Source organism: Ruegeria sp. CF4 (assembly GCF_056537345.1).
This window is the reverse complement of the sequence record NZ_JBQFRJ010000001.1, coordinates 944622-971030: the sequence shown is the minus strand read 5'-3', so window position 1 is coordinate 971030 and position 26409 is coordinate 944622. Positions and strand designations below refer to the sequence as shown.

The 26409-nt window shown below is 57.3% G+C and carries 27 protein-coding genes; 11 read left to right on the top strand and 16 right to left on the bottom strand.

Features of this window, described 5'->3' with window-relative positions:
- The 5 genes from ACR0NF_RS04830 to ACR0NF_RS04810 all read right to left on the bottom strand — a co-directional run bounded on the left by ACR0NF_RS04830 (position 1) and on the right by ACR0NF_RS04810 (position 4283).
- Positions 1-657, bottom strand: a complete 657-nt coding sequence (locus tag ACR0NF_RS04830) for a site-2 protease family protein (RefSeq protein ID WP_480777855.1) — start codon at positions 655-657, stop codon at positions 1-3.
- 140 nt (positions 658-797) lie between these two features.
- Positions 798-1121 (bottom strand): hypothetical protein, encoded by a 324-nt coding sequence (locus ACR0NF_RS04825; RefSeq protein WP_480777854.1) that lies wholly within the window; start codon positions 1119-1121, stop codon positions 798-800.
- A 95-nt stretch (positions 1122-1216) separates the two neighbouring features.
- Positions 1217-2089: a 3-hydroxyisobutyrate dehydrogenase gene (gene mmsB / locus ACR0NF_RS04820; RefSeq protein WP_480777853.1), complete on the bottom strand. Its 873-nt coding sequence runs from the start codon at positions 2087-2089 to the stop codon at positions 1217-1219.
- Between the two features lie 3 nt (positions 2090-2092).
- Entirely contained in the window at positions 2093-3133 is a 1041-nt protein-coding gene (locus tag ACR0NF_RS04815; RefSeq protein WP_480469930.1) for an enoyl-CoA hydratase/isomerase family protein, read from the bottom strand.
- A 7-nt stretch (positions 3134-3140) separates the two neighbouring features.
- A complete protein-coding gene (locus ACR0NF_RS04810) occupies positions 3141-4283 on the bottom strand; it encodes an acyl-CoA dehydrogenase family protein (protein ID WP_480777852.1) in 1143 nt (380 codons plus the stop codon).
- Between the two features lie 160 nt (positions 4284-4443).
- Between ACR0NF_RS04810 and ACR0NF_RS04805 the strand changes: the two genes are divergently transcribed.
- Positions 4444-5307: a hypothetical protein gene (locus ACR0NF_RS04805; RefSeq protein ID WP_480469928.1), complete on the top strand. Its 864-nt coding sequence runs from the start codon at positions 4444-4446 to the stop codon at positions 5305-5307.
- 3 nt (positions 5308-5310) lie between these two features.
- On the opposite strand, the gene ACR0NF_RS04800 is transcribed toward ACR0NF_RS04805, so the two are convergent.
- Positions 5311-6426, bottom strand: coding sequence for a carboxylate-amine ligase (locus ACR0NF_RS04800; RefSeq protein WP_480657811.1), 1116 nt, complete (start codon positions 6424-6426; stop codon positions 5311-5313).
- Positions 6427-6560: 134 nt separating this feature from the next.
- Between ACR0NF_RS04800 and ACR0NF_RS04795 the strand changes: the two genes are divergently transcribed.
- Positions 6561-7412, top strand: a complete 852-nt coding sequence (locus ACR0NF_RS04795) for a class I SAM-dependent methyltransferase (protein ID WP_480777851.1) — start codon at positions 6561-6563, stop codon at positions 7410-7412.
- A gap of 71 nt (positions 7413-7483) precedes the next feature.
- Positions 7484-7960, top strand: coding sequence for a fasciclin domain-containing protein (locus ACR0NF_RS04790; RefSeq protein WP_480777850.1), 477 nt, complete (start codon positions 7484-7486; stop codon positions 7958-7960).
- Between the two features lie 73 nt (positions 7961-8033).
- On the opposite strand, the gene ACR0NF_RS04785 is transcribed toward ACR0NF_RS04790, so the two are convergent.
- Both ACR0NF_RS04785 and ACR0NF_RS04780 read right to left on the bottom strand, forming a co-directional pair.
- Positions 8034-8618, bottom strand: coding sequence for a L,D-transpeptidase (locus tag ACR0NF_RS04785; RefSeq protein WP_480469924.1), 585 nt, complete (start codon positions 8616-8618; stop codon positions 8034-8036).
- A gap of 199 nt (positions 8619-8817) precedes the next feature.
- Positions 8818-10317 carry a CoA-acylating methylmalonate-semialdehyde dehydrogenase gene (locus ACR0NF_RS04780; RefSeq protein ID WP_480657808.1) on the bottom strand — a complete coding sequence of 500 codons (1500 nt, stop codon included), beginning with the start codon at positions 10315-10317 and terminating at the stop codon, positions 8818-8820.
- 104 nt (positions 10318-10421) lie between these two features.
- On the opposite strand from ACR0NF_RS04780, the gene ACR0NF_RS04775 reads away from it, so the two are divergent.
- The 3 genes from ACR0NF_RS04775 to coaD all read left to right on the top strand — a co-directional run bounded on the left by ACR0NF_RS04775 (position 10422) and on the right by coaD (position 12398).
- On the top strand, positions 10422-11324 hold the full coding sequence (locus ACR0NF_RS04775) for a LysR family transcriptional regulator (RefSeq protein WP_480777849.1): 903 nt from the start codon (positions 10422-10424) through the stop codon (positions 11322-11324).
- Positions 11325-11384: 60 nt separating this feature from the next.
- Positions 11385-11822, top strand: a complete 438-nt coding sequence (locus ACR0NF_RS04770) for a CBS domain-containing protein (protein WP_480469921.1) — start codon at positions 11385-11387, stop codon at positions 11820-11822.
- An 84-nt stretch (positions 11823-11906) separates the two neighbouring features.
- Positions 11907-12398 (top strand): pantetheine-phosphate adenylyltransferase, encoded by a 492-nt coding sequence (coaD, locus tag ACR0NF_RS04765; protein ID WP_480469920.1) that lies wholly within the window; start codon positions 11907-11909, stop codon positions 12396-12398.
- Here coaD and gap (ACR0NF_RS04760) read toward each other — a convergent pair.
- The 3 genes from gap (ACR0NF_RS04760) to gap (ACR0NF_RS04750) all read right to left on the bottom strand — a co-directional run bounded on the left by gap (ACR0NF_RS04760) (position 12390) and on the right by gap (ACR0NF_RS04750) (position 14693).
- Positions 12390-13394 carry a type I glyceraldehyde-3-phosphate dehydrogenase gene (gene gap / locus ACR0NF_RS04760; RefSeq protein WP_480777848.1) on the bottom strand — a complete coding sequence of 335 codons (1005 nt, stop codon included), beginning with the start codon at positions 13392-13394 and terminating at the stop codon, positions 12390-12392. The two genes, coaD and gap (ACR0NF_RS04760), sit on opposite strands and share 9 nt — an antisense overlap.
- A gap of 81 nt (positions 13395-13475) precedes the next feature.
- A complete protein-coding gene (locus ACR0NF_RS04755) occupies positions 13476-13619 on the bottom strand; it encodes a hypothetical protein (protein WP_480469918.1) in 144 nt (47 codons plus the stop codon).
- A 72-nt stretch (positions 13620-13691) separates the two neighbouring features.
- Entirely contained in the window at positions 13692-14693 is a 1002-nt protein-coding gene (gap, locus tag ACR0NF_RS04750) for a type I glyceraldehyde-3-phosphate dehydrogenase (RefSeq protein WP_480469917.1), read from the bottom strand.
- A 182-nt stretch (positions 14694-14875) separates the two neighbouring features.
- Between gap (ACR0NF_RS04750) and ACR0NF_RS04745 the strand changes: the two genes are divergently transcribed.
- Both ACR0NF_RS04745 and ACR0NF_RS04740 read left to right on the top strand, forming a co-directional pair.
- Positions 14876-15847 carry a DUF808 domain-containing protein gene (locus tag ACR0NF_RS04745; RefSeq protein ID WP_480469916.1) on the top strand — a complete coding sequence of 324 codons (972 nt, stop codon included), beginning with the start codon at positions 14876-14878 and terminating at the stop codon, positions 15845-15847.
- Between the two features lie 87 nt (positions 15848-15934).
- Positions 15935-16735 (top strand): thioesterase family protein, encoded by an 801-nt coding sequence (locus tag ACR0NF_RS04740; protein ID WP_480657804.1) that lies wholly within the window; start codon positions 15935-15937, stop codon positions 16733-16735.
- 51 nt (positions 16736-16786) lie between these two features.
- Here the strand turns inward: ACR0NF_RS04740 and tkt are convergent, their stop codons facing one another.
- Positions 16787-18808: a transketolase gene (gene tkt, locus ACR0NF_RS04735; RefSeq protein ID WP_480666976.1), complete on the bottom strand. Its 2022-nt coding sequence runs from the start codon at positions 18806-18808 to the stop codon at positions 16787-16789.
- A 235-nt stretch (positions 18809-19043) separates the two neighbouring features.
- On the opposite strand from tkt, the gene ACR0NF_RS04730 reads away from it, so the two are divergent.
- The 3 genes from ACR0NF_RS04730 to ACR0NF_RS04720 are packed head-to-tail and all read left to right on the top strand — an operon-like array spanning position 19044 to position 20619.
- Positions 19044-19877 carry a hypothetical protein gene (locus ACR0NF_RS04730; protein ID WP_480777847.1) on the top strand — a complete coding sequence of 278 codons (834 nt, stop codon included), beginning with the start codon at positions 19044-19046 and terminating at the stop codon, positions 19875-19877.
- Entirely contained in the window at positions 19877-20269 is a 393-nt protein-coding gene (locus ACR0NF_RS04725; RefSeq protein ID WP_480469912.1) for a cell division protein ZapA, read from the top strand. The genes ACR0NF_RS04730 and ACR0NF_RS04725 overlap by 1 nt, the downstream gene beginning before the upstream one ends.
- Positions 20266-20619, top strand: coding sequence for an MliC family protein (locus tag ACR0NF_RS04720; protein ID WP_480657798.1), 354 nt, complete (start codon positions 20266-20268; stop codon positions 20617-20619). The genes ACR0NF_RS04725 and ACR0NF_RS04720 overlap by 4 nt, the downstream gene beginning before the upstream one ends.
- A 1-nt stretch (position 20620) precedes the next feature.
- On the opposite strand, the gene grxD is transcribed toward ACR0NF_RS04720, so the two are convergent.
- The 4 genes from grxD to ACR0NF_RS04700 form a co-directional block, all read right to left on the bottom strand.
- Positions 20621-20983, bottom strand: coding sequence for a Grx4 family monothiol glutaredoxin (gene grxD / locus ACR0NF_RS04715; RefSeq protein ID WP_170536938.1), 363 nt, complete (start codon positions 20981-20983; stop codon positions 20621-20623).
- Between the two features lie 182 nt (positions 20984-21165).
- Positions 21166-21402 (bottom strand): BolA/IbaG family iron-sulfur metabolism protein, encoded by a 237-nt coding sequence (locus ACR0NF_RS04710; RefSeq protein ID WP_039530494.1) that lies wholly within the window; start codon positions 21400-21402, stop codon positions 21166-21168.
- Between the two features lie 146 nt (positions 21403-21548).
- Positions 21549-23708 (bottom strand): phosphoribosylformylglycinamidine synthase subunit PurL, encoded by a 2160-nt coding sequence (gene purL / locus ACR0NF_RS04705; protein ID WP_480777846.1) that lies wholly within the window; start codon positions 23706-23708, stop codon positions 21549-21551.
- A 188-nt stretch (positions 23709-23896) separates the two neighbouring features.
- Positions 23897-26143 (bottom strand): mechanosensitive ion channel family protein, encoded by a 2247-nt coding sequence (locus ACR0NF_RS04700; RefSeq protein ID WP_480469908.1) that lies wholly within the window; start codon positions 26141-26143, stop codon positions 23897-23899.
- Positions 26144-26409: the final 266 nt, after the last annotated feature.

Here is a 26409-nt window from a genome sequence, read left to right as displayed (position 1 = left end):
TTAATATTGTGCGTATCGCGCCATATGCCAATGGCGAAGAATCGGCGGGAAAAACAAAAAGACGAAACCGAAGCTGACATAGGCAAAGACCATCAGCGGTACCCACAAAAACACTCCGATCAACCCGACAAACCCGGCAATGCGCGTTGCTGCACGGGGCGGTAAGAAGCGGTGCAGCACGGCGTGAAACAAACGCCCGCCATCCAATGGCATAAGGGGCAGCAGGTTGAAGAATGCCAGCCAGAGATTCAGGTCTGCCGTTACCGTCAGGATCCACGAAAGATTTGGTGAAGTGACGAATGGTTCCAGTAACGAGCACGAAGCCCATAGCGTAAGATTCACGATTGGGCCCATGGCTACGATCAATTCGTCTTCGTAAGAAGTGGTTGAGCGGCGGTGCTCACAATACCCGCCACCTCCATACAACACGATGCGTTTGACCGGCACATCCTGCACCAGACACCCCCAGGCGTGCCCTAACTCATGCAGCAGGATGGAGCCCAGAAGAATGGCCACAAACCCCAATGCGTAAGGCAAAGTTTCAGGATCAAAGCTGAATCCTACGATGATCAAGACCAAAAGGATCAGGCTTTGATGAAATTCTATCGGGACATTCCACGGGCCTCGAAACTGAAAAATCGCGCCGTCGTTACTCATGCATAATCCTCACAACAATGAGGAACTTGCTGACGTAAAATTGCGTCAAAATTTGGGAATTATCCCTATAGTTGTGTAATTTATGGCTGTTTCGAAAAACTTCGGGACAGAGTTACATCGAACCCCCTTGGTGCCGGGGTTCAGTTCAGGATGTCGACCACGGCGCCAATCAGGTTCAGAACTTTGCGTGTTTCGGGATCAACACGATATACATAATCCCCTGCGCGCAGGTAGTAATCGTTGCGGTTCAGACCATACCGATAGGGATTGTCAATCCAACGGTAATCCCGCGCGATGAACTCTCCATTGCGATAGATTTTTTTGGCCTGCCCCGGAGGAACGCATGGCACGGATTTCTTGGCCAGGCCCGGCGGGCAATGCCCGCCTTTGTTTTTGGCGATAGCCACGCCAGGGGCCAAGGCCAGCGCTGTAAGTGTCGCAGTCGTTACCAGAAATTTCGTCATGATACGGTCCTTCGGCCTTTTGGCTGTGCCTGTATCATCCAGATGGTGGCGTGCCCAATGGCTTTCAATCCGTTGGGCAAAACACCGCCGAGATCTTACTTTCGGCCGCGCGTTTCGAACCGAGGTAGCATCGCGCTGAAGTCGCGGCCCAGACCGTTTTCCTGTTCGACAAACTGCTCATACAGAGCGGTGGCGACCTGTCCCATTGGCGTGTCAGCATCGGCGCTGTCCGCCGCCTGTTGGCTTAGCCGCAAGTCCTTGAGCATCAGCTCAGCCGCGAAGCCGGGTTGATAGTCATTGTCTGCCGGGCTTTGCGGCCCGACACCGGGTGCGGGGCAATAGGCATTCATCGTCCAGCTATAGCCAGATGAGGTGCTGACCACGTCAAACATCTTCTGCCGGTCCAGCCCGAGCTTATCGGCCAGCGCAAAGGCCTCGCAGGTGGCTATCATGGTAACGCCAAGGATCATGTTGTTGCAGATCTTGGCGGCTTGACCGGCACCGGCCTCACCACAGTGGACCGCTTTCTGACCCATGATGTCGAACAGGGGGGCAGCCTTGGCAAAGGCGTCGTCAGAACCGCCGGCCATGAAGGTCAAGGTTCCTGCAGCCGCCCCACCGATCCCGCCGGATACAGGCGCATCAACGGCCCGAAGACCTGCATCGGAAGCCTGCTGTGCCACGGCGCGCGCGCTGTCGACATCTACGGTTGAGCAATCGATGAGTACCGCACCTTGGGTCATCGCCGGGATGACCTCGTCCGTAACCGCCCGCAGGATCTGCCCGTTGGGCAGCATTGTGATGACAGCTTCTGCGGTTGCAGCGGCTTCGGCCCCAGATGAGGCCATGGTCACGCCCTCAACGGTCACATCGGCCTGATCGAAGCCGACCACATCATGCCCGGCAGCCGCCAGATTCGCCGCCATCGGAGCGCCCATGTTGCCCAGTCCAATGAATGCAATTTTCATCTCTTATTCCTCCGAAAAACTCAGCGCGCTTTCGCCCAAAGGCTGCAGCATGTTTGCGACCGCTACTGCAGGTACGTTCATATCGGCAAATTGCCAGCGCGGGTTGCGATCCTTGTCAATGATCTGCGCGCGGATGCCTTCCAGAAAATCACCGTGCTCCATCGCGCGATAAGTAAAGCGATACTCCATATCCAAAGCCCTACGCATCGTTAGGTTTGCTCCGCGCAGCCGATGCAGCATTTCGACAGTACAGGCCATCGAAATCGGAGAATTCCGTTTGAGGCCGTCGAGAATTTTCGTCGAAAATTCTTTGCCGTCGCTGCGTAGACCATTCAGAATATCGGTCAGGCTTTCACCGTCGAAGAAGGCATCGATCTGCGGTTGTATATCGGCCAGTGTTCCCTCGGGTGGTGTATCAACGTGCTCTTCGATGACGTTCGCGCGGCCTGAAGCCTCCAGGAGTTCGATAAGGTCCGGCCAACGGTCTTGCGGAATGAAGTGATCGGCAAAGCCCGCATATATGGCATCTGCGGGGCCCATGCGATGGCCGGTTGTGCCCAGATATTCACCCAGACGCCCAGGGGCCAGAGCCAGCATCAGCGAGCCGCCCACATCCGGGATAAGGCCGATCGAGCATTCCGGCATTGATATCTTTGAGCTTTCGCCAACGATGCGATGACTACCATGGCAACCGATGCCCACACCGCCCCCCATGGTGAAACCCTGCAGGAAGCTGATCACCGGTTTGGGATACTCAAAAATCATCGCGTTCAGTCGGTATTCGTCGCGCCAGAATGTGCGGCCGTAGTCGTAATCTCCCTTGGTTCCGGTGGCATAAAGGTCGGCAATGTCGCCGCCGGCGCAGAATGCTTTATCGCCTTCGGCATCAAAGATGATCAGGTCGACTGCATCATCCTCACGCCAGTTACGCAGGGCGGTGTCGATGGCCATGCACATCTCATAGCTCATCGCATTCAAGGCTTTTGGACGTGTCAGAGTAATGCGCCCGGCGCGCCCCACGGTGCGGATGTCAATGTCAGCCATAAGGTCCTCAGCGGTTGGCAAGCATCTGGCGCGCGACGATGACGCGCATGATCTCGTTCGTACCCTCAAGTATCTGATGCACGCGCAGATCACGCACAAGCTTTTCGATGCCATAATCCGCAAGATAGCCGTAGCCGCCATGCAGCTGCAGGCACTGGTCCACTACCTTCGATCCCGTCTCGGTCACGAATTTCTTCGCCATGGCGCAGAACTTGGTGGCGTCGGGCGCGCCCTGATCCAGTTTCCACGCAGCCTGCCGCAGAAAGGTGCGGGCGGCCTGCAATTCGATCTCCATATCCGCAAGGCGGAATTGCAGGGCCTGGAACTGATCAATGGACTGACCGAAGGCCTTGCGTTCGGACATGTATTGCAGGGTCATATCCAGCCCGTTCTGAGCGGCCCCCAACGAACACGACGCGATGTTCAATCGCCCGCCGTCAAGTCCCATCATGGCGTATTTGAAACCGTCGCCTTCTGCGCCAACCAAATTGCCGGAGGGGATTTTGCAGTCATCAAACTGAACCTGCGCCGTGGGTTGGCTCTTCCAGCCCATCTTCTGTTCTAATGCCCCAAAACTGAGGCCAGAGGTTCCGTCTTCGACGTAGACTGTCGAAATTCCCTTGGGGCCATCTTCGCCAGTGCGGACCATGCAGACATAAGCGTCCGAATAACCGCCACCCGAGATGAAGGCTTTGGAGCCGTTCAGGGTATAGCCTTCATTGGTTCGTTCAGCGCGGGTTTTCAGGGCGGCTGCGTCCGACCCCGAACCGGGTTCTGTCAGGCAATAGCTGAGAACCGTTTCAAGGCTGAGAATGCCCGGCATGATCCTGGATTTCAGTTCATCGCTGGCAAAGCTGTCCAGCATCTTGGCACACATATTGTGGATCGACAGGAACGCCGCGACCGAGGGGCAAGCCATCGACAACGCCTCGAACACCAAGGTCGCATCCAGGCGGCTCAGCCCTGATCCGCCGCTTTCTTCAGAAACGTATAGGGCACCGAACCCAAGCTCTCCGATCTTGGGCCAAAGCTCTTTCGGGATGGTGCCGTCAGCTTCCCACTGGCGCGCGTATGGGGCGATATGGTCTTGGCCAAAGGCATAGGCCATGTCGAAGATGGCTGTCTGTTCTTCGGTCAGTGCGAAATCCATAGCTGTGGTCCCTGTATTCTGCAGAATTGAACGAGCGTTTTATTCTTCAATCCTTACAGAAATTTTTCAACGTCGGCAAACGCTGCGGCCATGTTTGGGGGAAATGGGGGGCTGCGCTATACTGCGGGCATTCTACGGATCAATTTCTTGGAGTATTCTGATGGCCTCACACAAACTGGCCGTGATTGTGATTCACGGAATGGGCAGCCAGCACAAACCGCAGGGACAGCCCGCATCCACGACCCCGACCTTTTCAAAAGGCCTCAAACGACGCGTCTCGAACCGGGTGGGCGCGGATATGAGCCACGTTATCTGGCATGAGGTCGTCTGGGCGCAGATCCTGCAGGGGCGGCAGAAAGACTATCTGAAAAAGATCAATCGCAGTCTGGGTTATGACAAGCTACGTGAGTTTGTGGTGTGCAACCTCTCGGATGCAGCGTCTTATCGTCCGACGCCGGACGATGGGGACAAAATCTATGAAGCCATCCACCAAAAGATCGAGAATGTGATGGGGGTCGTCAAACATCAGGTTGGTCCTGATGGTCCGGTTCTGATCCTTGCCCATTCATTGGGTGGGCACATCATGTCGAACTACATCTACGACATGCAAGGCCATATGCGGCCGGGTGGTGGTTTGCCGGTGCATCAGACCGATGTCGAGAACATGAAAACCGTGGCCGGGTTCGTGACCTTCGGGTGCAACATTCCGATTTTCCTGTTTGCCTATCCCGAGAGCGATATTTTCCCCATCATGGCCCCCAACAGCGCGCTGCCTGCGGCGCTGCAATTCCCGACGTGGTGGTACAACTACTACGACAAGCATGACGTTCTGGGCTTTCCGCTGGGCAAAAGCGCGCCGCGTTACAAGCAATTGTCTGATAGTGGAGCCCTTAAGGACAAGCCGATCAACGCGGGCAAGATCTTTACCTCGTGGAACCCGTTTTCCCACAACGGCTACTGGACCGATCGCGATCTCTATGCGCCGGTGGCGGATCGGATCAAAGAGATTTTGGCTCTGACCTAAGGCCTAAAGGTCCGCGTGAAATTCCTCGATCAGGTGTTTCACGACGGCCATACCCGGATCTTCTCCGCGCGCAACGGCTTCGGCATAGGCACGACGCTGGCGCGTGGCCGAAGTGCCGTTTTCGGCGATCTGACGCAGGCGGGCGAGTTCTGTCATGGTTCCCAAAGCCTCGGCATCTTCGGCCAGCATGCCCATCAACTCACCCATCAGATCAGCCATGGGCGTGATCGCGCGGTCGCCGAAATCGATCAACCCTTCGCCCACGCCATAGCGTTGCGCGCGCCAGCGGTTTTCGCCGATTAGGAACTTATCGTACTGTCGCCACCGTAGGTTGCGGGCTTTCAGGCGGCATAACATCCGGGTCAGCGCCTGTACTAGTGCGGCCAGAGATAGCGTATGCTCCAACCGGGGCTGCACGTCCATGATACGGGTTTCCAACGTCGGAAAACGATGTGACGGGCGCAAATCCCACCAGATTTTCGTTGTGTCCTCGATCACGCCCAGCTCGACGAGAACACCTGTTGTCCGTTCATATTCACCCCAACTGCCAAAAATAGGAGGTAGACCCGTGCGGGGCAGATTGTCGAATACGGTCAGCCGGTACGAGGACAGGCCCGTATCCTCGCCATTCCAATAGGGTGATGAGGTCGACAACGCCAACAGGTGGGGTAGAAAGTAAGACAGTTGCGGCATCAGATCAGCACGTAGCGCCTGATCCTGCACCCCCACATGCACATGCATTCCACAGATCAGCATACGACGCGCCACGCCGCCAAGCGCGTGCTGCAAGGCATCATAGCGTTCTTTGCGCGTGTGATGCTGATCTTTCCAATTCGCGAACGGGTGGCACGAAACGGCGATGGGGGCCAGGTTGTACTCTGCCGCACGTTTTGAAACGCAGGATCGCAGGCGCTTCAGGTCTTCTCGGGCTGTTTTGACTGTCGCGTGCGGGCGGGTTCCGACCTCGATCTGGCATTGCAGGAATTCGGGGCTGACCTGACCCTCGAAATCTGCCTGACAGGCCTCCATCAACGCTTCGGGGGCTTCGGCCAGCTGCAGACTGTCGCAGTCGACCAGCAGATATTCCTCTTCGATACCGATCGTAAATTCCTGCTGCATGGCGGCCCTCGTTCGTCAATTCAGATCAGTGAATACGGAAATTTCCGTTTTGCCAAGGGTTTGACGTGCAGGGTTCTTGCGGATGCCCCGGTGGCGCGGGTAAGGAACAGGCAGAACCGAATGTGGAGCTTCGCGTGAAACCCAGGAAATTTCCCCAGATCAACGCAGCCCTTGATGAGTTGGGGGTAAAGCTGGTCGACAAATCTGTCGAGAATGATGAACGCGCGCGACTTGAGGCGTTTGAGCGGGCAGGGGGACTGACCCGCCCGGCCTATGCGTTGTCACCGGGGATGGCGGAGTTCGACATCTCGCAGCTGGTTGCGGAGTACGCGCAGCACAAGGCGGCGCTTGAGGCGTTGAAGGACCCCGAACGTAATCAAACCGGATATCGGTTGGGGAACGGCTATTACGACAGCCCGGATGCGGATGCGCTGTATCTGATGATCCGCAGGTTCCAGCCGAAGCGCGTGATAGAGGTAGGTTGCGGCAACTCGACCCGCGTCACGCGACAGGCGATTGTCGACGGTGGATTGCAGACCGAGATCACCGCGATCGATCCCTATCCCCGTGCCGATATCGCCCATGTGGTTGATCATTTTGAGCAGAAACGGCTGGAAGAGGTCGACCCGGCGATGTTCGAACAACTCGAAGCTGGGGACGTTTTGTTCATCGACTCCAGCCACGTTGTTCGGATGAGCAATGACGTGGCGCACCTATTCTGCCGGATCATTCCCACGCTGAAACCGGGCGTTGTGATCCATGTTCACGATGTTTTTCTGCCCTACGAATATCCCAAGCGGTTTTTCTATGATTGCCCGGGGTGGGGAGAGCAGTACATGCTGCACGCCTTGCTGCAATCCGGTGCATATTCAATGCTTTGGCCGGGGTACTACCTGCAACAGGACCACCCCGAAGCCGTTGAGGCGTTGCCGTTCCTGAAGGATGGCCGGGCGCAAAGCATATGGGTTCAGATCAAAGAAAATTGACCCGGATGTGATCCGGACGCCGTAGTGTCGCGTAACCCTCTCCATAACAAGCTGGAGAGGAGTTAACAGCCATGTTCCGCCGCACATTCATGGGCGCCGCCGCCGCACTCGCATTGACACTTCCGGTCAAAGCGCAAGCTGCTGATATCGTCGATACCGCCGTTTCTGCCGGGTCATTCAACACTCTGGTCGCTGCTGTTCAGGCCGCAGGTCTGGTCGACACGCTGAAAGGCGATGGCCCGTTTACGGTTTTTGCACCCACGGATGAGGCTTTTGCCGCATTGCCTGAAGGCACGGTGGAAACGCTGCTTCTGCCCGAAAACAAAGATCAATTGGTGTCGATCCTGACCTATCACGTGGTGCCCGCCAAAGTGATGTCCGGCGACATCGCGGGCAAGCGCGCGAAGGTGCTCACGGTCCAGGGTGATCGTCTGAGCGTGAACGCAAAGAACGGTGTCAAGGTGAACGGGGCTGAAGTTATCCAGGCTGATATCGAGGCGAGCAATGGCGTTATTCACGTCGTGGACGAAGTGATCCTGCCTGAGTGAACCTTCAAGACCCTCTTTAAACACAAAGCCCCGGTCCAAATGGCCGGGGCTTCTTGTTGAAAGCGTTAGCTGATTACAGCAGGCGCACCTGAGTGCCGACCTGCACCAGCGGATACAGTTCTTCTACATGCTGGTTATAAAGGCCGATGCAACCCGATGAGCTCTGCCGGCCGATTTTACGCGTATCATGGGTGCCATGCACCAGATAGGCGGGCCAGGACAGGTACATCGCGCGGGTACCCAGCGGGTTACCCGGGTCGCCACCTTCCATACGGACGGGCAGCGATGGATCACGTTCACGCATCGATGCGGTCGGGGTCCAGCTTGGGTTTTCGCGCTTGCGCACCACCTCGGTATAGCCGCGCTTGGTCAGTTCCTCGCTCATCGGCACCGAGCTTGGGTAGAGCCTGTACGTTCCGTCCGGTCCCCAATAGTGCACCGCGCGGCTGGTAATGTCGGCTAGCAAACAGCCTACGCCCAGCTCATCGAAGTGATCCTGCCAGTCCTGCTGCGAAAAGGACGAGACGTTGCGGCGCACTGGTAACTGCGTGCTGATCGCATCCTCATCCTGCGGGAAAGCGTCCAGACTTTGCGCGCGCACCAAAGCGGGCGTTGCAATCAGTGATGCAACCCCCAACAGAGCTGAGCGGCGGTTCATGCGATTTTGGGACAAGGCTGCCTCCGGAAATATCAACTGCTCGAGCATTCGAATTGGCGGTAAAATATTGGTGATTGCCTCGTTTTTCCAGAGGGGCACTGCTGAATTTCTTGTGAGGTGCGGTTTGGTGCGAAATTGGACCAAGAAATGAAAAACCCGGCCAAATATGGCCGGGTTTGCGTTGCAGCGACAAAAGCGATCAGTCCATCGCTTTGAAATTGAACTCGCCGCCTTCCTTGATGCCCGAGGGCCAGCGCGAGGTGACGGTTTTCGTGCGGGTATAGAACTTGAAGCTGTCCGGGCCATGCTGGTTCAGGTCGCCGAACATGGATTTCTTCCAGCCGCCAAAGGTGTGATAGGCCAGCGGCACCGGGATCGGGACGTTGATGCCGACCATGCCAATGTTCACTCGGCTGGCAAAGTCGCGCGCTGTATCACCGTCACGGGTGAAGATCGCGGTGCCGTTGCCGTATTCATGGTCCATCGCCAGCTTCAGCGCCTCTTCATAAGAACCGGCACGGACAGTCGACAGAACCGGACCAAAGATTTCCTGCTTGTAGATATCCATGTCAGGCGTCACGTGGTCGAACAGGTGCGGGCCGACAAAGAAGCCGTCTTCATAGCCCTGCAGACTGAAGTCGCGGTTATCGACAACCAGCTTCGCGCCCTGTTCGACGCCGGAGTTGATCAGGCCAAGAATGCGTTCTTTCGCGGCTCCGGTCACAACCGGACCCATGTCCACATCATCGCCAGCCGTATAGGGACCAACCTTCAGCTTTTCGACGCGGGGGATCAACTTCTCGATCAGCGCGTCGGCGGTTTCTTCACCCACCGGAACGGCAACCGAGATTGCCATGCAGCGTTCGCCCGCAGCGCCAAATCCAGCTCCGACCAGAGCGTCAGCTGCTTGATCCAGATCGGCGTCCGGCATGACGATCATGTGGTTCTTGGCACCACCAAAGCACTGCGCACGCTTGCCGTTGGCGGTGGCACGGGAATAGATATACTGCGCGATCGGGGTCGAGCCCACGAACGAAACACCCTGAATGATCTCGCTGTCGAGCAGGGTGTCGACGGCCTCTTTGTCGCCATTCACGACCTGGAACACGCCTTTGGGCAGACCGGCCTCGATGAACAGTTCTGCCAGCATCAAGGGGACTGAGGGGTCACGCTCGGACGGCTTCAGCACAACTGCATTGCCACAGGCCAGCGCCGGACCAACATGCCACAACGGCATCATTGCAGGGAAGTTGAACGGCATGATCGATGCAACAACACCCAGCGGCTGGCGCATCGAGTACATATCGATGCCTGGGCCCGCGCTGTCGGTGAATTCACCTTTCAACATCTGAGGCGCACCGATGCAGTATTCGATCACCTCAAGACCGCGCTGCAGATCGCCCTTGGCGTCGGGCAGGGTCTTGCCGTGTTCGCGGCTGAGCGCTTCTGCCAGCTTGTCCATATCGCGGTTCATCAGGCCAACCATCGCCATCATCACACGCGCGCGCTTCTGCGGGTTGGTGGCCCCCCAAGCGACCTGGGCAGCAGCAGCGTGTTCTATGGCTGCAGTGGTTTCAGCCGCACTGGCCATCGGACATTTATACTGCACCTCGCCCGTGGCGGGGTTAAACACATCGTCGAAACGGCCCGATGTGCCGGCGACATTTTCACCATTGATGAAATGGGTCAGGTCGTTCATCGCAAACTCCTCCAAACAAAGTTGCGCGCAGAATAGGCTTGCGAAAATCCATTGAACAGAGGCAATGTTTCAAATCAGTTTTGCAAAAATGCAAAGGGTACGAGATGACACCGAACTGGGATGATCTGCGCGTATTTCTGGCTGTAGCACGCGAGGAAAGCCTGTCAGCGGCGGGCAGGGTGCTCAAAATTGATCCGGCCACGGTGGGGCGTCGGGTTGCGCGGCTTGAAGCCGCATTGGACGCGGTTTTGTTTACGAAATCCCAGCAGGGATATGTGCTGACGACTGCCGGCCAACGGTTGATGGATCACGGGCAGCAGGCCGAAGAGGCGATGCGCGCAGCGGCGGGGGCCATGTCCGGCTCGGCCAAATCGTTAAGTGGTCAGATCCGCATCGGAGCGCCAGATGGCAGCGCCAACTATCTTTTGCCGCAGGTCTGCGCAAAGATCGGCGATGCCAATCCAGATCTGGATATCCAGATACTGGCCCTTCCACGTATCATCAATCTGTCCCGGCGCGAGGCCGATATGGCGATCACAGTTAGTGCGCCGACCGCCGGGAAATTGCTTGTCCAGAAGATCACGGACTACAAGTTACATCTCGTTGCCGCTCAATCCTATCTCGACCGCAATCCGCCAATCCGATCGGTGAATGATCTCTGTGATCATCGCATGATCGGCTATATCCCGGATATGATCTTTGATCGTGAGTTGGACTATCTCAACGATATTGGGATTGAGCGTGTCGCACTTGCATCAAATTCAGTGTCGGTGCAGCTGCGGCAGGTCTCGTTGGGTTCGGGTGTCGGCGTCGCACATGACTTCACATTACCGTTTCACAAGGGATTGCAGAAAATCCTGACGGATCAGGTAAGTTTGACCCGAGGGTTCTATCTGGTTCGTCATCAGGGCGACCAACGCAATGAGCGGTTGAACCGCTTCGCCGAGGCCCTGACTCGTGGCCTGCGAGACGAAGTGGCGCGGCTTGAGCGGGAAGCTTCGCCTTGACACATTCAGACATTCCGGCAACGCTTTGGAAAACAGTACGTTATACCGGAGGTTTTGCTAATGCTTGTTCAGGCCATTCTTAAATCCAAGGCCACTGACGAGGTGGTGACGGTCGAACCATCAGCAACGGTCTCTCAGGCGGCCGAAATTCTGGCAAGCAAGCGGATTGGTACTGTGGTCATTTCCGAAGACGGCGGTCAGACGGCGGCGGGCATTTTATCTGAACGTGATATTGTGCGCGAACTTGCAGCCAGCGGCAGCGGATGCCTCGGCAAGCCTGTAAGCGCCTATATGACCAAGGACCTTGTGACGGCCACGCGACAGGACACGGTTGAGGCCATTCTGTCTCGCATGACCGAAGGCCGGTTTCGCCACATGCCCGTCGTGGAAGAGGGCAAACTGATCGGGATCGTCACGCTGGGCGATGCGGTGAAGGCACAACTGGCTGAGCTTGCGATGGAAAAAGACGCGCTTGAAGGCATGATTATGGGGCACTGAGGTCGCGTGGTGCACAGCTGACCCTTGCACCTGCGGCAAAGATGTGTTTGCTAGCGCAGAAATATTATTGCGCAGGAGGGCCTGATGCGGGTTGGATTATATCCTGGAACCTTTGATCCGATCACCTTGGGTCATATCGATATCATCCGTCGGGCCGCAGCTCTGGTGGACAAGCTTGTAATCGGGGTTGCAATCAATCGCGACAAAGGGCCGTTGTTTTCACTGGAAGAACGCGTGGCGATGATTGAGGCTGAATGCGCGCATCTCACCGAACAGACCGGCACCGAGATCGTGGCGCATCCTTTCGAAAACCTGCTGATTGACTGTGCCCGCGATGTAGGGGCACAGATCATTGTGCGTGGTCTGCGGGCGGTTGCGGATTTTGAGTATGAATTCCAGATGGTTGGAATGAACCGTGCGCTGGACAACTCGATTGAGACGGTCTTTTTGATGGCCGAAGCGCGGCATCAGGCGATTGCCTCGAAACTGGTGAAGGAAATCGCCCGGCTGGACGGAGACGTGTCGAAATTCGTCACGCCCCGTGTAAATGCTGCTCTGCGAGAGCGCTTAGGATAAAGCGCCCATCGCTGTGGCGGTGTCCAGCATCCGGTTCGAGAAACCCCATTCATTGTCATACCAGGCAAGTACGCGAACCAAGGTTCCGTCGGTTACTTTTGTTTCCGCCAGGGATACAGTTGAGCTGTGAGAGTCGTGATTGAAGTCGATTGAGATCAGTGGGCGTGTCTCGGCGGCCAATACATTAGGAATCTTCGCCGCGGCTTCGACGAACAGGGCATTGACCTCATCTTCGGTGGTTGGGCGAGAAACTTCGGCCACGAGATCGACGACCGAAACATTTGGCGTCGGCACACGGATTGCTTGCCCGGTCAGCTTTCCGGCCAATTGAGGCAGGACCAACCCGACGGCCGATGCTGCACCGGTCGTGGTTGGGATCATCGACAGAGCTGCTGCTCGAGACAGGTAGGGATCCTTGCCTGCAGTATCATGCACCGGCTGGCTGGCCGTATAGGCATGGACGGTGGTCATGTTGCCATGCTTGATGCCCAGTCCCGCATCCAAAGCCGCTGCGACAGGTGACAGGCAGTTGGTGGTGCAAGAAGCGTTGGAGACAACAATGTCGTCGGCAGTCAGCTCGTGATCGTTGACGCCGAACACTACGGTCTTCACCCCGCCATCGCCACGGGCAGGGGCCGAGATCAGAACTTTCTTCGATCCGTTTTTAAGGTGCCGCTCAGCCGCCTCGCGGGTGCGGAAGACGCCTGTGCATTCCAAAACGACATCCACATCCGACCAGTCCAGTGCTTCGGGGTCGCGCTCGCTGGTCAGCCGGATGGGGCCGGCGCCCACGTCCAGACCAGCGTCGCTGAGCGTGACCGGGTTGGGATAGCGGCCATGAACGCTGTCGAATTCAAACAGATGCGCGTTCATTTCCGGTTTAGCCAGATCGTTGATTGCGACGATTTCGACATCGGTACGGTCCGATTCCATCACCGCGCGCAGAACTCCGCGTCCGATACGTCCAAATCCGTTGATTGCCAGCTTGAGTGTCATGATGCGCTCCGTCCGAATGTCGTCCAAGAATGGTTAGCGCTAACAATGACAGATTGCGCCGAAAGTCAAGCAAAACCTCTGTCAGCGCCAAAAGGCGAGCCAGTCGAGGAAATCATAAAGTTTCTTGCCGAGAAAGAGCATGTGCTCGGTTCCGAACAAAGCCACATCCAACATCAGGCCGCCAAGAATGAGAACTCCGAGCCAGATGGCGATTTGATTGGTCATGGGGTGCCCCGAACGAAAATGCCCGCCCAGATAACCTGAGCGGGCATAAGGGTACAAGCGATGTGCGAAGGGTCAGTTAAGGCGGCCCATCGCAACAGCGACATCTGCCATACGAACCGAGAAGCCCCATTCGTTGTCATACCACGCCAACACACGCACCATTCGGTTGTCGACCACGCGGGTCTGATCCGGTGCGAAGATCGAGCTTTCTTCGGTGTGGTTGAAATCGGTCGAGACCAGCGGCGCGGGCTCATAGCCCAGAACGCGCTGCATCGGGCCTTTGGCGGCTTCTTCGACGATGGCGTTCACCTCTTCAACGGTGACGTCGCGCGACGCGCGGAACGACAGGTCAACGGCCGAAACATTCGGGGTGGGCACGCGGATGGCTGAGCCATCCAGACGGCCTTTCAGATTGGGCAGAACCTCACCCAGTGCTGCCGCAGCACCGGTCGAGGTCGGGATCATCGACATGGCTGCCGCGCGAGCACGATAGAGGTCACTGTGGCGACGGTCGAGTGTCGGCTGGTCGCCGGTATAGGCGTGGATGGTGGTCATGATGCCATGCTCGATGCCAACGCCTTCGTCCAGAACCTTGGCAAGCGGAGCAAGGCAGTTCGTGGTGCAGGAGCCGTTCGAGACCATGTTGTCATTCGCGGTCAGCGTGTTGTGGTTCACACCGAACACGATAGTTTTGTCGACATTCTTGCCAGGGGCCGACAGCAGAACTTTGCCCGCGCCACGATCGAGGTGGGTCTTGGCCTTTACGCCGTCGTTGAATTTGCCGGTGCATTCCAAGACGACATCACAGCCTTCCCAATCCAGCTCATTCATGTCGTAGGTGGAAAACATCTCCATCGGGCCGCGGCCCAGATCCATGGTGTTGCCTTCGATCGAGACCTCACGCGGGAAACGTCCGTGGACGCTGTCGTATTTCAGCAGATGCGCCGAGGTTTCCAGCGGGCCGGTGGCGTTGACTTTGATCACTTCGATGTCGTTGCGCGCCGATGCGGCGATGTGCGACAGGGTACAGCGGCCAATGCGGCCAAAACCATTGATACCGACCTTGATGGTCATTCGACGTCTCCAAAATGCGCTTGTGTTGCTGCGCATATAGCCGCGAATGTGGAATCCCAAAAGGGCAAAATTGGCATATTTTTAAGGTGTTAGCGCAAACCTGACCCGGTTGCGCTAACGCTTGCGCTAGCCGTTGGATCAGGTAGGGTCCAATCCGAGCGGACGATTGGAAAGGAAGCGCGATGAGTGGTCTTTTGGCCCTGTTGGATGACGTGGCAGGCATTGCAAAGGTCGCGGCAACCTCGGTTGACGATGTGGTTGCTGCTGCCGGCAAGGCGGGGGCCAAGACCGCTGGTGTAATCATCGACGACGCCGCAGTGACGCCCAAATACGTTCAGGGTTTTGCTCCGGCGCGGGAACTTCCGATCATCTGGCGGATCGCGCGGGGTTCGATCTTCAACAAGATCATTCTGTTGCTGCCCGTTGCGCTGCTGCTGGCAAACTTTGCCCCATGGCTGATAACGCCGCTGCTCATGATAGGGGGGTCTTATCTGTGCTTTGAGGGGGCTGAGAAGATTTTTCATGTCCTGTTCCCGCATGGGAGCAAGGTGATCGAAGAGGACATGAAAAACCCCGATCCCGGTCATCTGGAAGAGCAAAAGGTGAAGGGTGCGATCAAGACCGACTTCATCCTGTCTGCTGAAATCATGACCATCGCTTTGGCGGCCATTGAGGCTCCGAACGTCTGGATGCAAGCCGCGACGCTGGCCGTTGTGGGTATAGGCGTGACCGTCGCGGTCTACGGCTCGGTCGCACTGATCGTGAAGATGGATGATGTCGGTTTGTATCTGGCGCAAAACGCACCGACGCCGATTGGGCGCGGAACGGGCAGGGGTCTGGTCAAGGCGATGCCCGTTGTCATGAAGGTTTTGTCAATCGTCGGAACCGCTGCGATGCTGTGGGTCGGCGGGTCGATCATGATCCACGGCATGGAGGTTTTGGGCTTTGGCTGGCTGGGTCATCTCATTTACGACTGGGCCTATGCAGCGAGTCATATTGTGTCTGAGCAATGGGCCGGCGCGGTAAAGTGGATCGCCAAGGCGACAATGGATGGTGTGTTCGGTCTGGCCTATGGGCTGGCTCTGATACCCCTGGCAACCAAGTTTCTGTCCCCGGCGATCAGCGCGTTTTCGGGCTCGGCGAAAAGACATTGAAACCAAGATCATGTGACGTGAGGTTTCGTCTGGCGTGCCCGCAAGGGCAGAGTATGGTCCAGCCGTAACTCATCAAATGTGAAATCCATGACAAAACTCAGCCTCTCCCAGGTTCTTGGCAGTTCAGAACGCATTGACGGGGATTTGCAGTTTCCTGTTCCGCCAAATTGGATGCAGGGTCGCACGACATATGGCGGGTTCTCTTCTGCCTTGTTGCTGGCTGCAGCGAGACATGCGGTCGACGATCTGCCACCTTTGCGCTCGGCCCTGATCAATTTCACCGCGCCCATAGGATCACCTCCGCTGATCGAAACCGAGGTGCTTCGCAAAGGGCGGAATGTCACGACGATCAGTGCACGGGCGAGGATTGAGGGTAAAACAGCCGCGTTGGGGACATTCACTTTCGGGCAGGCGCAGGACAGCCATGTGGCGTTTGCGCTTCCGGCGAAAGCAGAGACGCTACCAGAGGCGACCGATCACTATTTTCCACCGAATCTGCCAAGGCTTCCCATCGCGTTTCTGGAAAATTTTGATGTTCGATTGATCGAAGGTGCGCGGCCATTTGCTGGGGCTGAACATGGATATGTAAAAGTCTGGGCGCGCCATAATGATGCCGAGATGCGGGGCCGGATCGAGGGCTTGATCGCCATCGCTGATCTGCTGCCACCCGCAATATTTCCGACGTTGAAAAAACCGGGTAACAACTCGTCAATGAACTGGATATTCAATGTGTTGTCCGAAGACATTCAAACCCGTGATGGCTGGTGGCTGATGGAACATAAGCTGACAGCCGGACATGACGGCTACAGCTCTCAGGTCATGCGGATGTGGAACACCGAGGGCGATCTGGTCGTTGATGGCATGCAGTCGGTGATCATCTTCGTCTAACAAAAAAAGGCCCCGGTGTTGACCGGGGCCTTGTAGTTACGTTCTGCGGAACTAGCCCAGCAGTTCTTTAACCTTTGCAACTGTGGCCTCGGCAGTGATGCCGAAATGCTTGTACAACTCACCGGCAGGGGCTGATGCGCCGAAGCTGGACATGCCGATGAAACCGGCCTTGGCCTCACGTCCGCGCTCGCCTAGCAGCCAGCGGTCCCAGCCTCCGGCACGGACGGCGGCCTCGATGCCCACGCGCACTGCGCCCGCAGGCAGAACGCGCTTGCGATAGGCTTCATCCTGCTCAGCGAACAATTCCATGCAGGGCATGGATACAACGCGGGTACCGATGCCTTCGGCTTCGAGCGTCGCTTTGGCTTCCATCGCCAGCGATACCTCCGAGCCAGTGGCGATCAGTATGGCCTGACGTTTGCTTTCGGCCTCGGCCAGAACATAGGCGCCTTGTGCGGTCAGGTTCTTGCCTTTGTGCTGTGTCCGCACGGTCGGCACGCCTTGACGGGTCAGCGACAGGACCGAAGGGCTGTCCTTGAAGGTCAGCGCCAGTTCCCAGGCCTCAGCCGTTTCCACCGTATCAGCGGGGCGGAACACATAGGTGTTTGGCGTCGCGCGCGAGATGGCAAGATGCTCGACCGGCTGGTGAGTCGGGCCATCTTCGCCAAGACCGATCGAGTCATGGGTCATCACGAAGACCGACGGGACTTTCATCAACGCTGCTAGGCGCATCGAGGGACGGGCATAGTCGGTGAAGGCCATGAACGTGCCGCCATAGGGACGAATGCCGCCATGTAGTGCCATGCCGTTCATCGCCGCGGCCATGCCGTGTTCACGAATACCATAGTGGATGTAGCGACCCTTGCGGTTTTCCGGCAGGAACACACCCATATCCGCAGACTTGGTGTTGTTCGAGCCAGTCAGGTCAGCCGAGCCGCCAATGGTTTCGGTCATGATCGGGTTAACGACGTTCAGAACCTTTTCCGACGAGGCACGGGTCGCCAGTTTAGGCTGGTCTTCCGACATCTGTTTCTTGAACGCGCGAATTGCGCCCGCCAGCTTCTTGGGGGCTTCGAACAAGTAGGCGCGGTTGAACTCGGCTTGCTTGCGCTCGGAGATCTGAGCAAAACGCTCTTCCCAGGCTGCTCGCTCAGCAGCACCGCGTGCGCCGATGGCTTCCCATGCAGATTTGACATTTGCCGGAACCTCAAACGCGTCGTGCGGCCAGCCGTAGCCGTCTTTCGCGGCTTGCAACTGATCCTGATCCGTCAGCGCACCGTGGCCTTTCGAAGTGTCCTGCGCTGCGTGACCCAGAGCGATATGGCTTTCGCACGCAATCATGGTCGGTTTGTTCGACTTCTTGGCCTGAACGATAGCGGCGTCGATGGCCTTTGGGTCATGGCCGTCGATCTCGATGACATGCCAGCCCGAGGCCGCAAAGCGGCGCACCTGATCGGTGCGGTCGGCCATATCGACGGTGCCGTCGATGGTGATGTTGTTGTTGTCCCAGAACACGATCAGTTTGCTGAGTTCGTGACGACCGGCCAGAGTGATGGCCTCTTGGCTGACGCCCTCCATCAGGCAGCCATCGCCAGCGATGACATAGGTATAGTGATCGACGACTTTCTTGCCATAATGCGCGCGCTGAATCTCTTCTGCCATCGCGAAACCAACAGCATTCGAAATACCCTGACCCAGCGGGCCCGTTGTGGTCTCGATCCCGTCGATCAGGAAGTTTTCGGGATGGCCGGCGGTTTTTGCACCCAGCTGGCGGAAGTTCTTGATCTCGTCCAGCGTCACATCGGCATGGCCGGTGAGATACAGTAGCGAATAAACCAGCATTGAGCCGTGACCTGCCGACAGGATAAAGCGGTCGCGGTCAGGCCAGTTCGGGGCGGATGCGTCGAATTTCAGGTGCTTTTCAAACAGCACTGTTGCGACATCGGCCATGCCCATCGGCATGCCGGAATGGCCGGAATTGGCGGCGGCGACGGCGTCAAGGGTCAGGGTGCGGATGGCCGCAGCTTTGTCCCAGTGTTCGGGGTTTGCAGTGCGCAGCGCAGTCAGGTCCACGGGCGTTATTCCTTTGGGTTACGGACAGATGGGGCGCTGAATATCATCCGCCTGTCAAAGTGCAAGCAGAACCCGATGTTACCTTTGTGTGGCGCTTCAAGTGTGCTGCGCAAGTGCTTGAAACCAAACAGTGGGTATTTTCTGTCACATTCCGTTAGACTAGGGGTTAGAGCCGCCACCCTTGATTCGGGCAGGCGCGCGACAGAGAGAACCTTGGTAAAGAGGTGACAGGGGCATGAGCCAGATCGAAGAACTACAACGCCGTATCATAACTGCGATGGAGCGGATCGGCAGCGGTGTCGAGTCGTTGCAAAATATTACTCCGGCAGGGGGTGATGACGCCGCGATACGCGCCGCACTAGAAGAAGAGCGTTTGGCGAATGCGCAATTGGAGGAGCGGATCAAAACGCTCAAGGAACGCCATGCGCAGGAAATCGACGCCATGCGCGCTCAACCGGCCCAGAGCGACGAAACGGAAACGCTGCGCGTACAATTGGCCGAAGCCACATCCAAGCTGGCCACGGTTGAGGCCGCACGGGCCGAGTTGGCAGATGCAAAGGCTGCGCTTGAGAACAGCGACGAGGTTGCAGCTCTGAAGGCAGAAATTGAAACGCTGAGTGGCTATCAAGGGGCGGCTGAAGAGGCCGAGTCTCTGCGCGCGGAAGTCGAGCAACTGACGCCGATTGCGGATCGTGCTGAAGAGATGGAAGCGGAACTCAGCCAGTTGCGTGCTGAGCTTGTTGACAGCGAACGCCTGACCGAACTCAACGCTGAGCTTGAGATGCTGCGAGCGGAACGCGCCAGTCATGGTGCGGCAATGTCCCGGTTGGATGATGACCTTCAACGACTGCGTGGCGCGAACGAGCAATTGCGTACAGTTGTCGATGAACTCCGGGCCGCCGCCGAAGAAGGTGTGGCTGATGCGGAAATGCTGAACCGCGCGACGGCGGCAGAGCTTGAAGCAACCCGCGCTGCCCGGGCGTCTGACGCTGCTGAGGCGCATGCGGTGCTCGCACGGCTCGAGCCGTTGTTGTCCCACGCCAAACTGGCTGAAGGAGAGGTGGAATAATGCCCGAAGTAACCATTCATATCGGTGGCCGCGGCTTTGACGTTTCTTGCCAGGACGGGGAAGAAGCGTTTCTGCAGGCCGCAGCCAAGTTGTTGGACGATGAGGCGCAGGTGCTGTCGGATCAGATCGGGCGCATGCCTGAATCGCGTATGTTGCTGATGGCTGGCCTAATGTTGGCCGACAAGGCCGCAGCTCAGGACGATCGCGTGAAACTGGCCGAAGCAAAACTGGCCGAGGTTGAGGCAGAGCTCAACCGCCTGCGCAATATGCCTCAGCCTCAGCCAGAGCGGATCGAAGTTGCGGTGGTACCGCCTTCGGTGACGGATACTCTGGCGGAAATGGCCGCGCGGGCAGAAGCTTTGGCGGCTGTTATTGAAGAGAAAACAGTATGATACGCCTGAAGTGCGTATCGCTTTGCGCCTGTGCGCTATCGCTTTGGGCTCCAGCGGCGTTGGCAGAGATCGACATACTCACGGTGACGTTCTCATGTGAGAACGCCACGCAGGTACCAGTGGCCTACTTCAACGCTGCGGATGGAACTGGTGCCGCCGCGATGGTCATCGATGGCCAGTTGATAGCGATGCAGCAAACCGAAAGCGGGTCAGGCATACGCTATGAATCTGTCGGTGCGGACGGAACTTACACGTTGCGATCCAAAGGGTGGGAAGCCACGATCAGCCATCAGGCCGAAGGCAGCACAGCCCCCGAACTGGTCTTGTTTAGGAACTGTAGCAGCCGATAAATCAGGCGTTTGCTTCGCGGATCTTGTCGGCGGCGTCTTTGTTGTAGCCGACGCCGTTTTCATCGAACAAAGTGTCCAGCTCGCCCGATAGCGTCATCTCGGTGATGATGTCGCAACCGCCGACAAATTCGCCTTTGACGTAGAGCTGAGGCACGGTCGGCCAGTCAGAATAGTCCTTGATGCCCTGGCGTACCGCTTCATCTGCCAGAACGTTCACATCGGCATATTCGACGCCCATATAGTTCAGCACGCCCGCCACACGCGAAGAAAACCCGCACTGGGGCATTTCTTTGGTACCTTTCATGTACAGCACCACGTCGTTGGCTTTGACGGTTTCGTCGATTTGGGTTTTCACGTCGGTCATTTCGCGTTTCCTTGTCAATGGCGTCTAGTCGCGCCCATTCATACGTTCTAATCGTTCGTTCTCGGCCTGTACCTTGTTCACAAGGTCAACATTCGTTGCTTCCATGCCTAACGGGGGCTTACCTTCGGTTTTCGGTACTCTCCGACGAACTATGGCCGACAGAAGATCCCAAAACGTGGTTTTCATTCCGGTACTTTAGTGGTCAGCGCCAATGCGTGCAGCTCTCCATCTGGGCCGTCCATCTTGCCTTTCAAGGCCGCATAGACCGCGCGCTGCTGCTGGACGCGGTTCTTGCCTCGAAAGCTTTCGTCCACGACCATGGCGGACATGTGTACGCCATCGCTGCCACCAACCTGGATTTCCGCATTGGGAAAGCTTTCGCGTAGCAGAGTTTCAATCTCGTGGGCGCTCATCGGCATGTAGGTTCACTCCTGAAGGTCTTTCCCAAGATGTAGAGCGATGCACCGGAGCGTGCAAGATGGGAGCGGTGCGGTAAAACAGCAAATCCTGCACGTAGGGCTACGTACAGGATTTGCTGATATGAACCTGTCGAAGGGTGCGCCGATCAGGCGACGGCCTCGGCAAAGCTGCTGCGGAAGGTATCGATCAGCTCGGCCAGCGAAGCTTCGGAATTGCCGATCTTCACGCAGTCACCGGTGAAACGACCGACCGAAACCAGTGGAACACCGGCCTGACCGGCCGCAATCATCAGGGCCTCGGCCTGATCGAAGTTGCAAGCCACCAGATAGCGCGCCTGGTCTTCGCCAAACAGGAATTCGGTCGCGGCATCGTCGAGGCAGACGCCAACACCTGCAGCTTCGGCCAGTTCAAAGGCCGCCAAGGCAAGGCCGCCATCGCCCAAGTCGGTGCAGGCCTTGATCATCTGACGATTGGCTCGGATGAAGTCTCCGTTACGCTTTTCCGCGTCCAGATCAACCTGCGGTGCGTCACCGTCTTCGCGATTGAACACTTCGGCCAGCAGTGCGGATTGACCCAGATGACCTTTGGTTTCGCCGATCACCAGCGCCACATGACCCTCGCGGACTTCGTTGCCGATGATGTCGTCTGAATGTGCCAGCAAGCCAACTGCGCCAATGGTCGGTGTAGGCAGGATCGCCTGACCGTCTGTCTCGTTATAAAGCGAGACATTGCCAGACACGATGGGCATGTCCAGCGCGCCAACTGCAGCACCGATACCTTGAATCGCGCCGACGAACTGCCCCATGATCTCGGGCTTTTCGGGATTGCCGAAGTTCAGGTTGTCTGTGGTAGCCAGCGGTTTGGCACCAACAGCGGTCAGGTTGCGATAGGCCTCAGCCACCGCCTGCTTGCCGCCCTCAACCGGGTTGGCGCGGACATAGCGCGGAGTCACGTCGCTGGTGAAGGCCAGCACCTTGTCTGTGCCATGCACGCGGACCATTCCCGCGCCCAGACCCGGAGTGCGGGTGCTGTCGGCCATGACCATGGTGTCATATTGCTCATAGACCCATTGCTTACCCGCGTAGTTGGGCGAGGCGAGCAGGGCGCGCAGACCATCAATCGGGTCAATCTGAGGCACCTCGACCAGTTCGTCGGCTGCGGGAGTGGGCTCCCATGGACGGTCATATTCCGGTGCGGTCGAGGACAGTTTGGACAGGACCAGATCGGCTTTGACCTCACCATTGTGCATGATCAGGAAGCGGTCCTCGGCGATCGTTTCGCCGACGATTGCAAAATCAAGGTCCCATTTCTCGAATACAGCGCGGGCCTCGGCCTCGAGCTCGGGCTTCAGCACCATCAGCATGCGTTCCTGAGATTCCGACAGCATCATCTCATATGCCGTCATGTTCTCTTCGCGCTGGGGTACGTTTTCCAGATCGAGACGCACGCCAAGGCCACCTTTGTCACCCATCTCAACGGCCGAACAGGTTAGGCCCGCAGCCCCCATGTCTTGGATCGAGATCACGGCGCCGGTCTGCATCAGTTCAAGCGTGGCTTCCATCAGACGTTTTTCGGTGAAGGGGTCGCCGACCTGAACCGTGGGGCGTTTTTCCTCGATGGTATCGTCAAACTCGGCCGAGGCCATGGTCGCACCGCCCACGCCGTCACGGCCGGTTTTAGCGCCCAGATACACCACGGGCATGCCGACGCCGGATGCGGCCGAGTAGAAGATCTTATCGCTGTCGGCCAAACCAGCGGCAAACGCGTTCACCAGGCAGTTGCCATTGTATGCGGGGTGGAAGCGAACCTCGCCACCGACACAAGGTACGCCAAAGCAGTTGCCATAACCGCCGATACCTTCAACCACGCCATTCACCAATTGACGGGTCTTGTGGTGGGCAGGTTCGCCAAAGGACAGCGCATTCATCGATGCAATCGGGCGCGCGCCCATGGTGAAGACATCACGCAGGATACCACCCACGCCAGTCGCCGCGCCTTGATACGGTTCGATGTAGGAGGGGTGGTTGTGGCTTTCCATCTTGAACACCACGGCTTGGCCATCGCCGATATCGACCACGCCCGCATTCTCACCCGGGCCGCAGATCACCTGAGGGCCAGAGGTCGGCAGGGTGCGCAGCCACTTCTTGGACGATTTGTAGGAGCAGTGCTCGTTCCACATGGCCGAGAAAATGCCAAGCTCGGTGAAGGTCGGCTCGCGCCCGATGATCTCGAGGATCATGTCATATTCCTCGGGCTTGAGCCCGTGTGCGGCGATCAGATCGGGTGTGATTGCGGGCTCTTGCATCTTCTGTCCTGTGTCCAAGTGGGCCGAGATTGCGCGCCTTTTAGGGCAATGGGCCGCTTGAGGAAAGGGCCAAACTCGCGCAGGGGCATCAGAGAATGAAAAACGGAACCGACCATAAGACCGGTTCCGCGGTGAGTGTCCAAGTCATTTGCTTCAGCCAATGCCTGAGATTGGATGAAGCAAAGACATCAGGCCGGGTTTTGTCCTTTGTTGACCGTATCGGCCGCCGCAGCACCTACCGCTGCCTTTTGTTCTTCGCTCAGGTTCTCGGCCTCTTCCAGTCCGGGAATGGCGACGCGCACCTCGCGGCGGGCAAAGTCGATGCCGTTGGCGTTGAATTCAGCCTTCACGCGGTTGAAGATTTCCTTACGAAGCGTGAACTGCTTGCCCGGCTTGGCCATGAACTTGCCGCGGATGATCATGCCAACATCATCGAAGTCGAACACACCCTGAGATTTGAACGGCTGCAGAAAGCCATCCTTGTGAACCTCGTCTTGCATCATCTCGGCACCGATCTTCTTGAAGATTTTCTTTACCTTGTTGGGATCAGTGTCGAAGGGCACGGTGAATTTCAGCTTCATGATCACCCAGTCACGGCTGAAATTGGTCAGCTTCTGAATCTCGCCATAAGGGATCGTATGAACCGGGCCGCGATGGTGACGCAGTTGCATCGAACGGATTGAGATTTTCTCAACCGTACCCATAGTACCACCCACATCGACATATTCGCCGACCCGGAAGGCATCGTCGATCAGGAAGAAGATGCCGCCGACGATATCGGCAACCAGTTTCTGCGCACCAAAGCCGATGGCCAGACCCAGAACACCTGCGCCGGCCAGAAGCGGAGTAATGTTGATACCCAGCGCACCAAGGGCCAAAAGCCCGAAGATAACAGCAATCGTAACCTGCGCAGTGATCCGCAGCAGCGGCAGAACTGTGGCCAAGCGTGACCCGCCCGCACCGCCGCCTTCACCGCCGGCTTCTTCGTCTAGGGCTTCGGCTGCGGTCTGTTCCTTGGCCAGACGGCGATTGATCCACAACGAGACGACCTCGTTCATGATGTAGCCTATGGCGATGATCAGCAGGAACTCGATGATAGTTCCGCCCACCTCAGCGCTGACCCCGGCCGAGGCGACATGGCGCAGGTCCAATTGCCATGCGTTTGCAATCATGAAGACCACAAATAGCCCTGCAACCACGCGACCGATGCGGATATAGCTGCGCTTGGCCGACCGATACGCACGCTCGGCCAGCGGCCCTTCACCGGACATTGGCGGCTGCAGGTGACGGACCAATCCGCGTATCAGGGTATCAAGCGCCGGTGCGATCAGCAGCCAGAACATGGTGTTGAAATGCGCCCCGTTGACCAGCACGCGCATCACCGCAGGATCGCGTTGGGCAATCAGAAACTCAACCAGCAGCCAGATCACCACCGAGACGCCAATGGCGAAATAGGGGTAATAACGCGCGACCTCCTCGTCGAACCTGGTGTGGTCCGGGTCGGTGCCCAACATCATTTGGGACAACCCCTCGCGTGCAGTCCAGGCGATGACGCCGATATAGATATGGATCGCAGCGTTCAGCCAGAAGCCGATGCGGGTATCGTCACCGGTGACGCCATTAAGCGCGTTGAACCGGATGACGAACAGAGTGAAGCCGATCAGGATCAGCAGGCCGATTAGGTTGCGATGCAGGTATTTGGCCCAATGATCGTCAATATTGACCAGCCGGAATTGCGGTTTCTCAGGGGCCAGCACAAAGCGCGACGCGGCAGCCCCAAGGCGTGGCACCCAGATCAGATAGAACACAAACGGCGCGGCATAGGTGATCTGTTCAGTGGTCAACAGACCACGCCCGATGGCACGAATGACCACGTAGAACACGATCAGCCCGGCGATCTCGCGGCAGAAGCGGCGGAACAGGTATCGCACAGCGCCCCATAGGTCGGCTTCATCGGCGACCTCGGTCGCCTCGTGCCAGCGCCGGGTCAGGAAGATGAACAGTTTCTCGGCTATGAACCCTGCAATCAGCACCGATAGGACCAGCCCCATAAGCACAAAGACCCCAGTTGTCCCGAACGTATCCGAGAAATTGCTGAACGCGGTAATCTGTGCGGTCACGATATTGGGTAGCGTGGTCAGAACATGTGTCCAGGATGAAACCATTTCAGCCCAGATTTCGCTAATTTCCGTCAGCGGGTCGTCGACACTCGCTTTCTCTGCGGCCTGTTTTTCAGCAACCGCATCAAGGCGTTCCAATAGAATCGCGCGCACCTGATCGTCGGACATGCGTGCGACCAGGTCGTCTACCTGTTCGGGGGTAAGATCTTCAGGGATGGTGACCGTTGCCGTGGCGCCGGTATCTTGTGCATAAAGCGGAACCGCAAGAAACAATGCGGATACAATCGCCAGCACCAGGCGGAATGGATGGAACATAGATTTGCCCTCGAACACGAAATTTCTATCGTTTTCGGGATCATATGCTTATGCGTGCATTTTTCCCAGAAGTTTCGCAGACTTGATGCCGGGTATGACCAAAAAAAAGGCCGAGCACTAAGCTCGGCCGTAGTCCAACAGGGAGGTATGAAGATGATGAGCGTTACAGCATCACCGCCTTCGATTGCTCATTTAGGGATCACTTTATGAACGATCAAGGATTATTGGGGTCTTTAGACGTCATGCCCGCTATGCTTTTGGTGCAT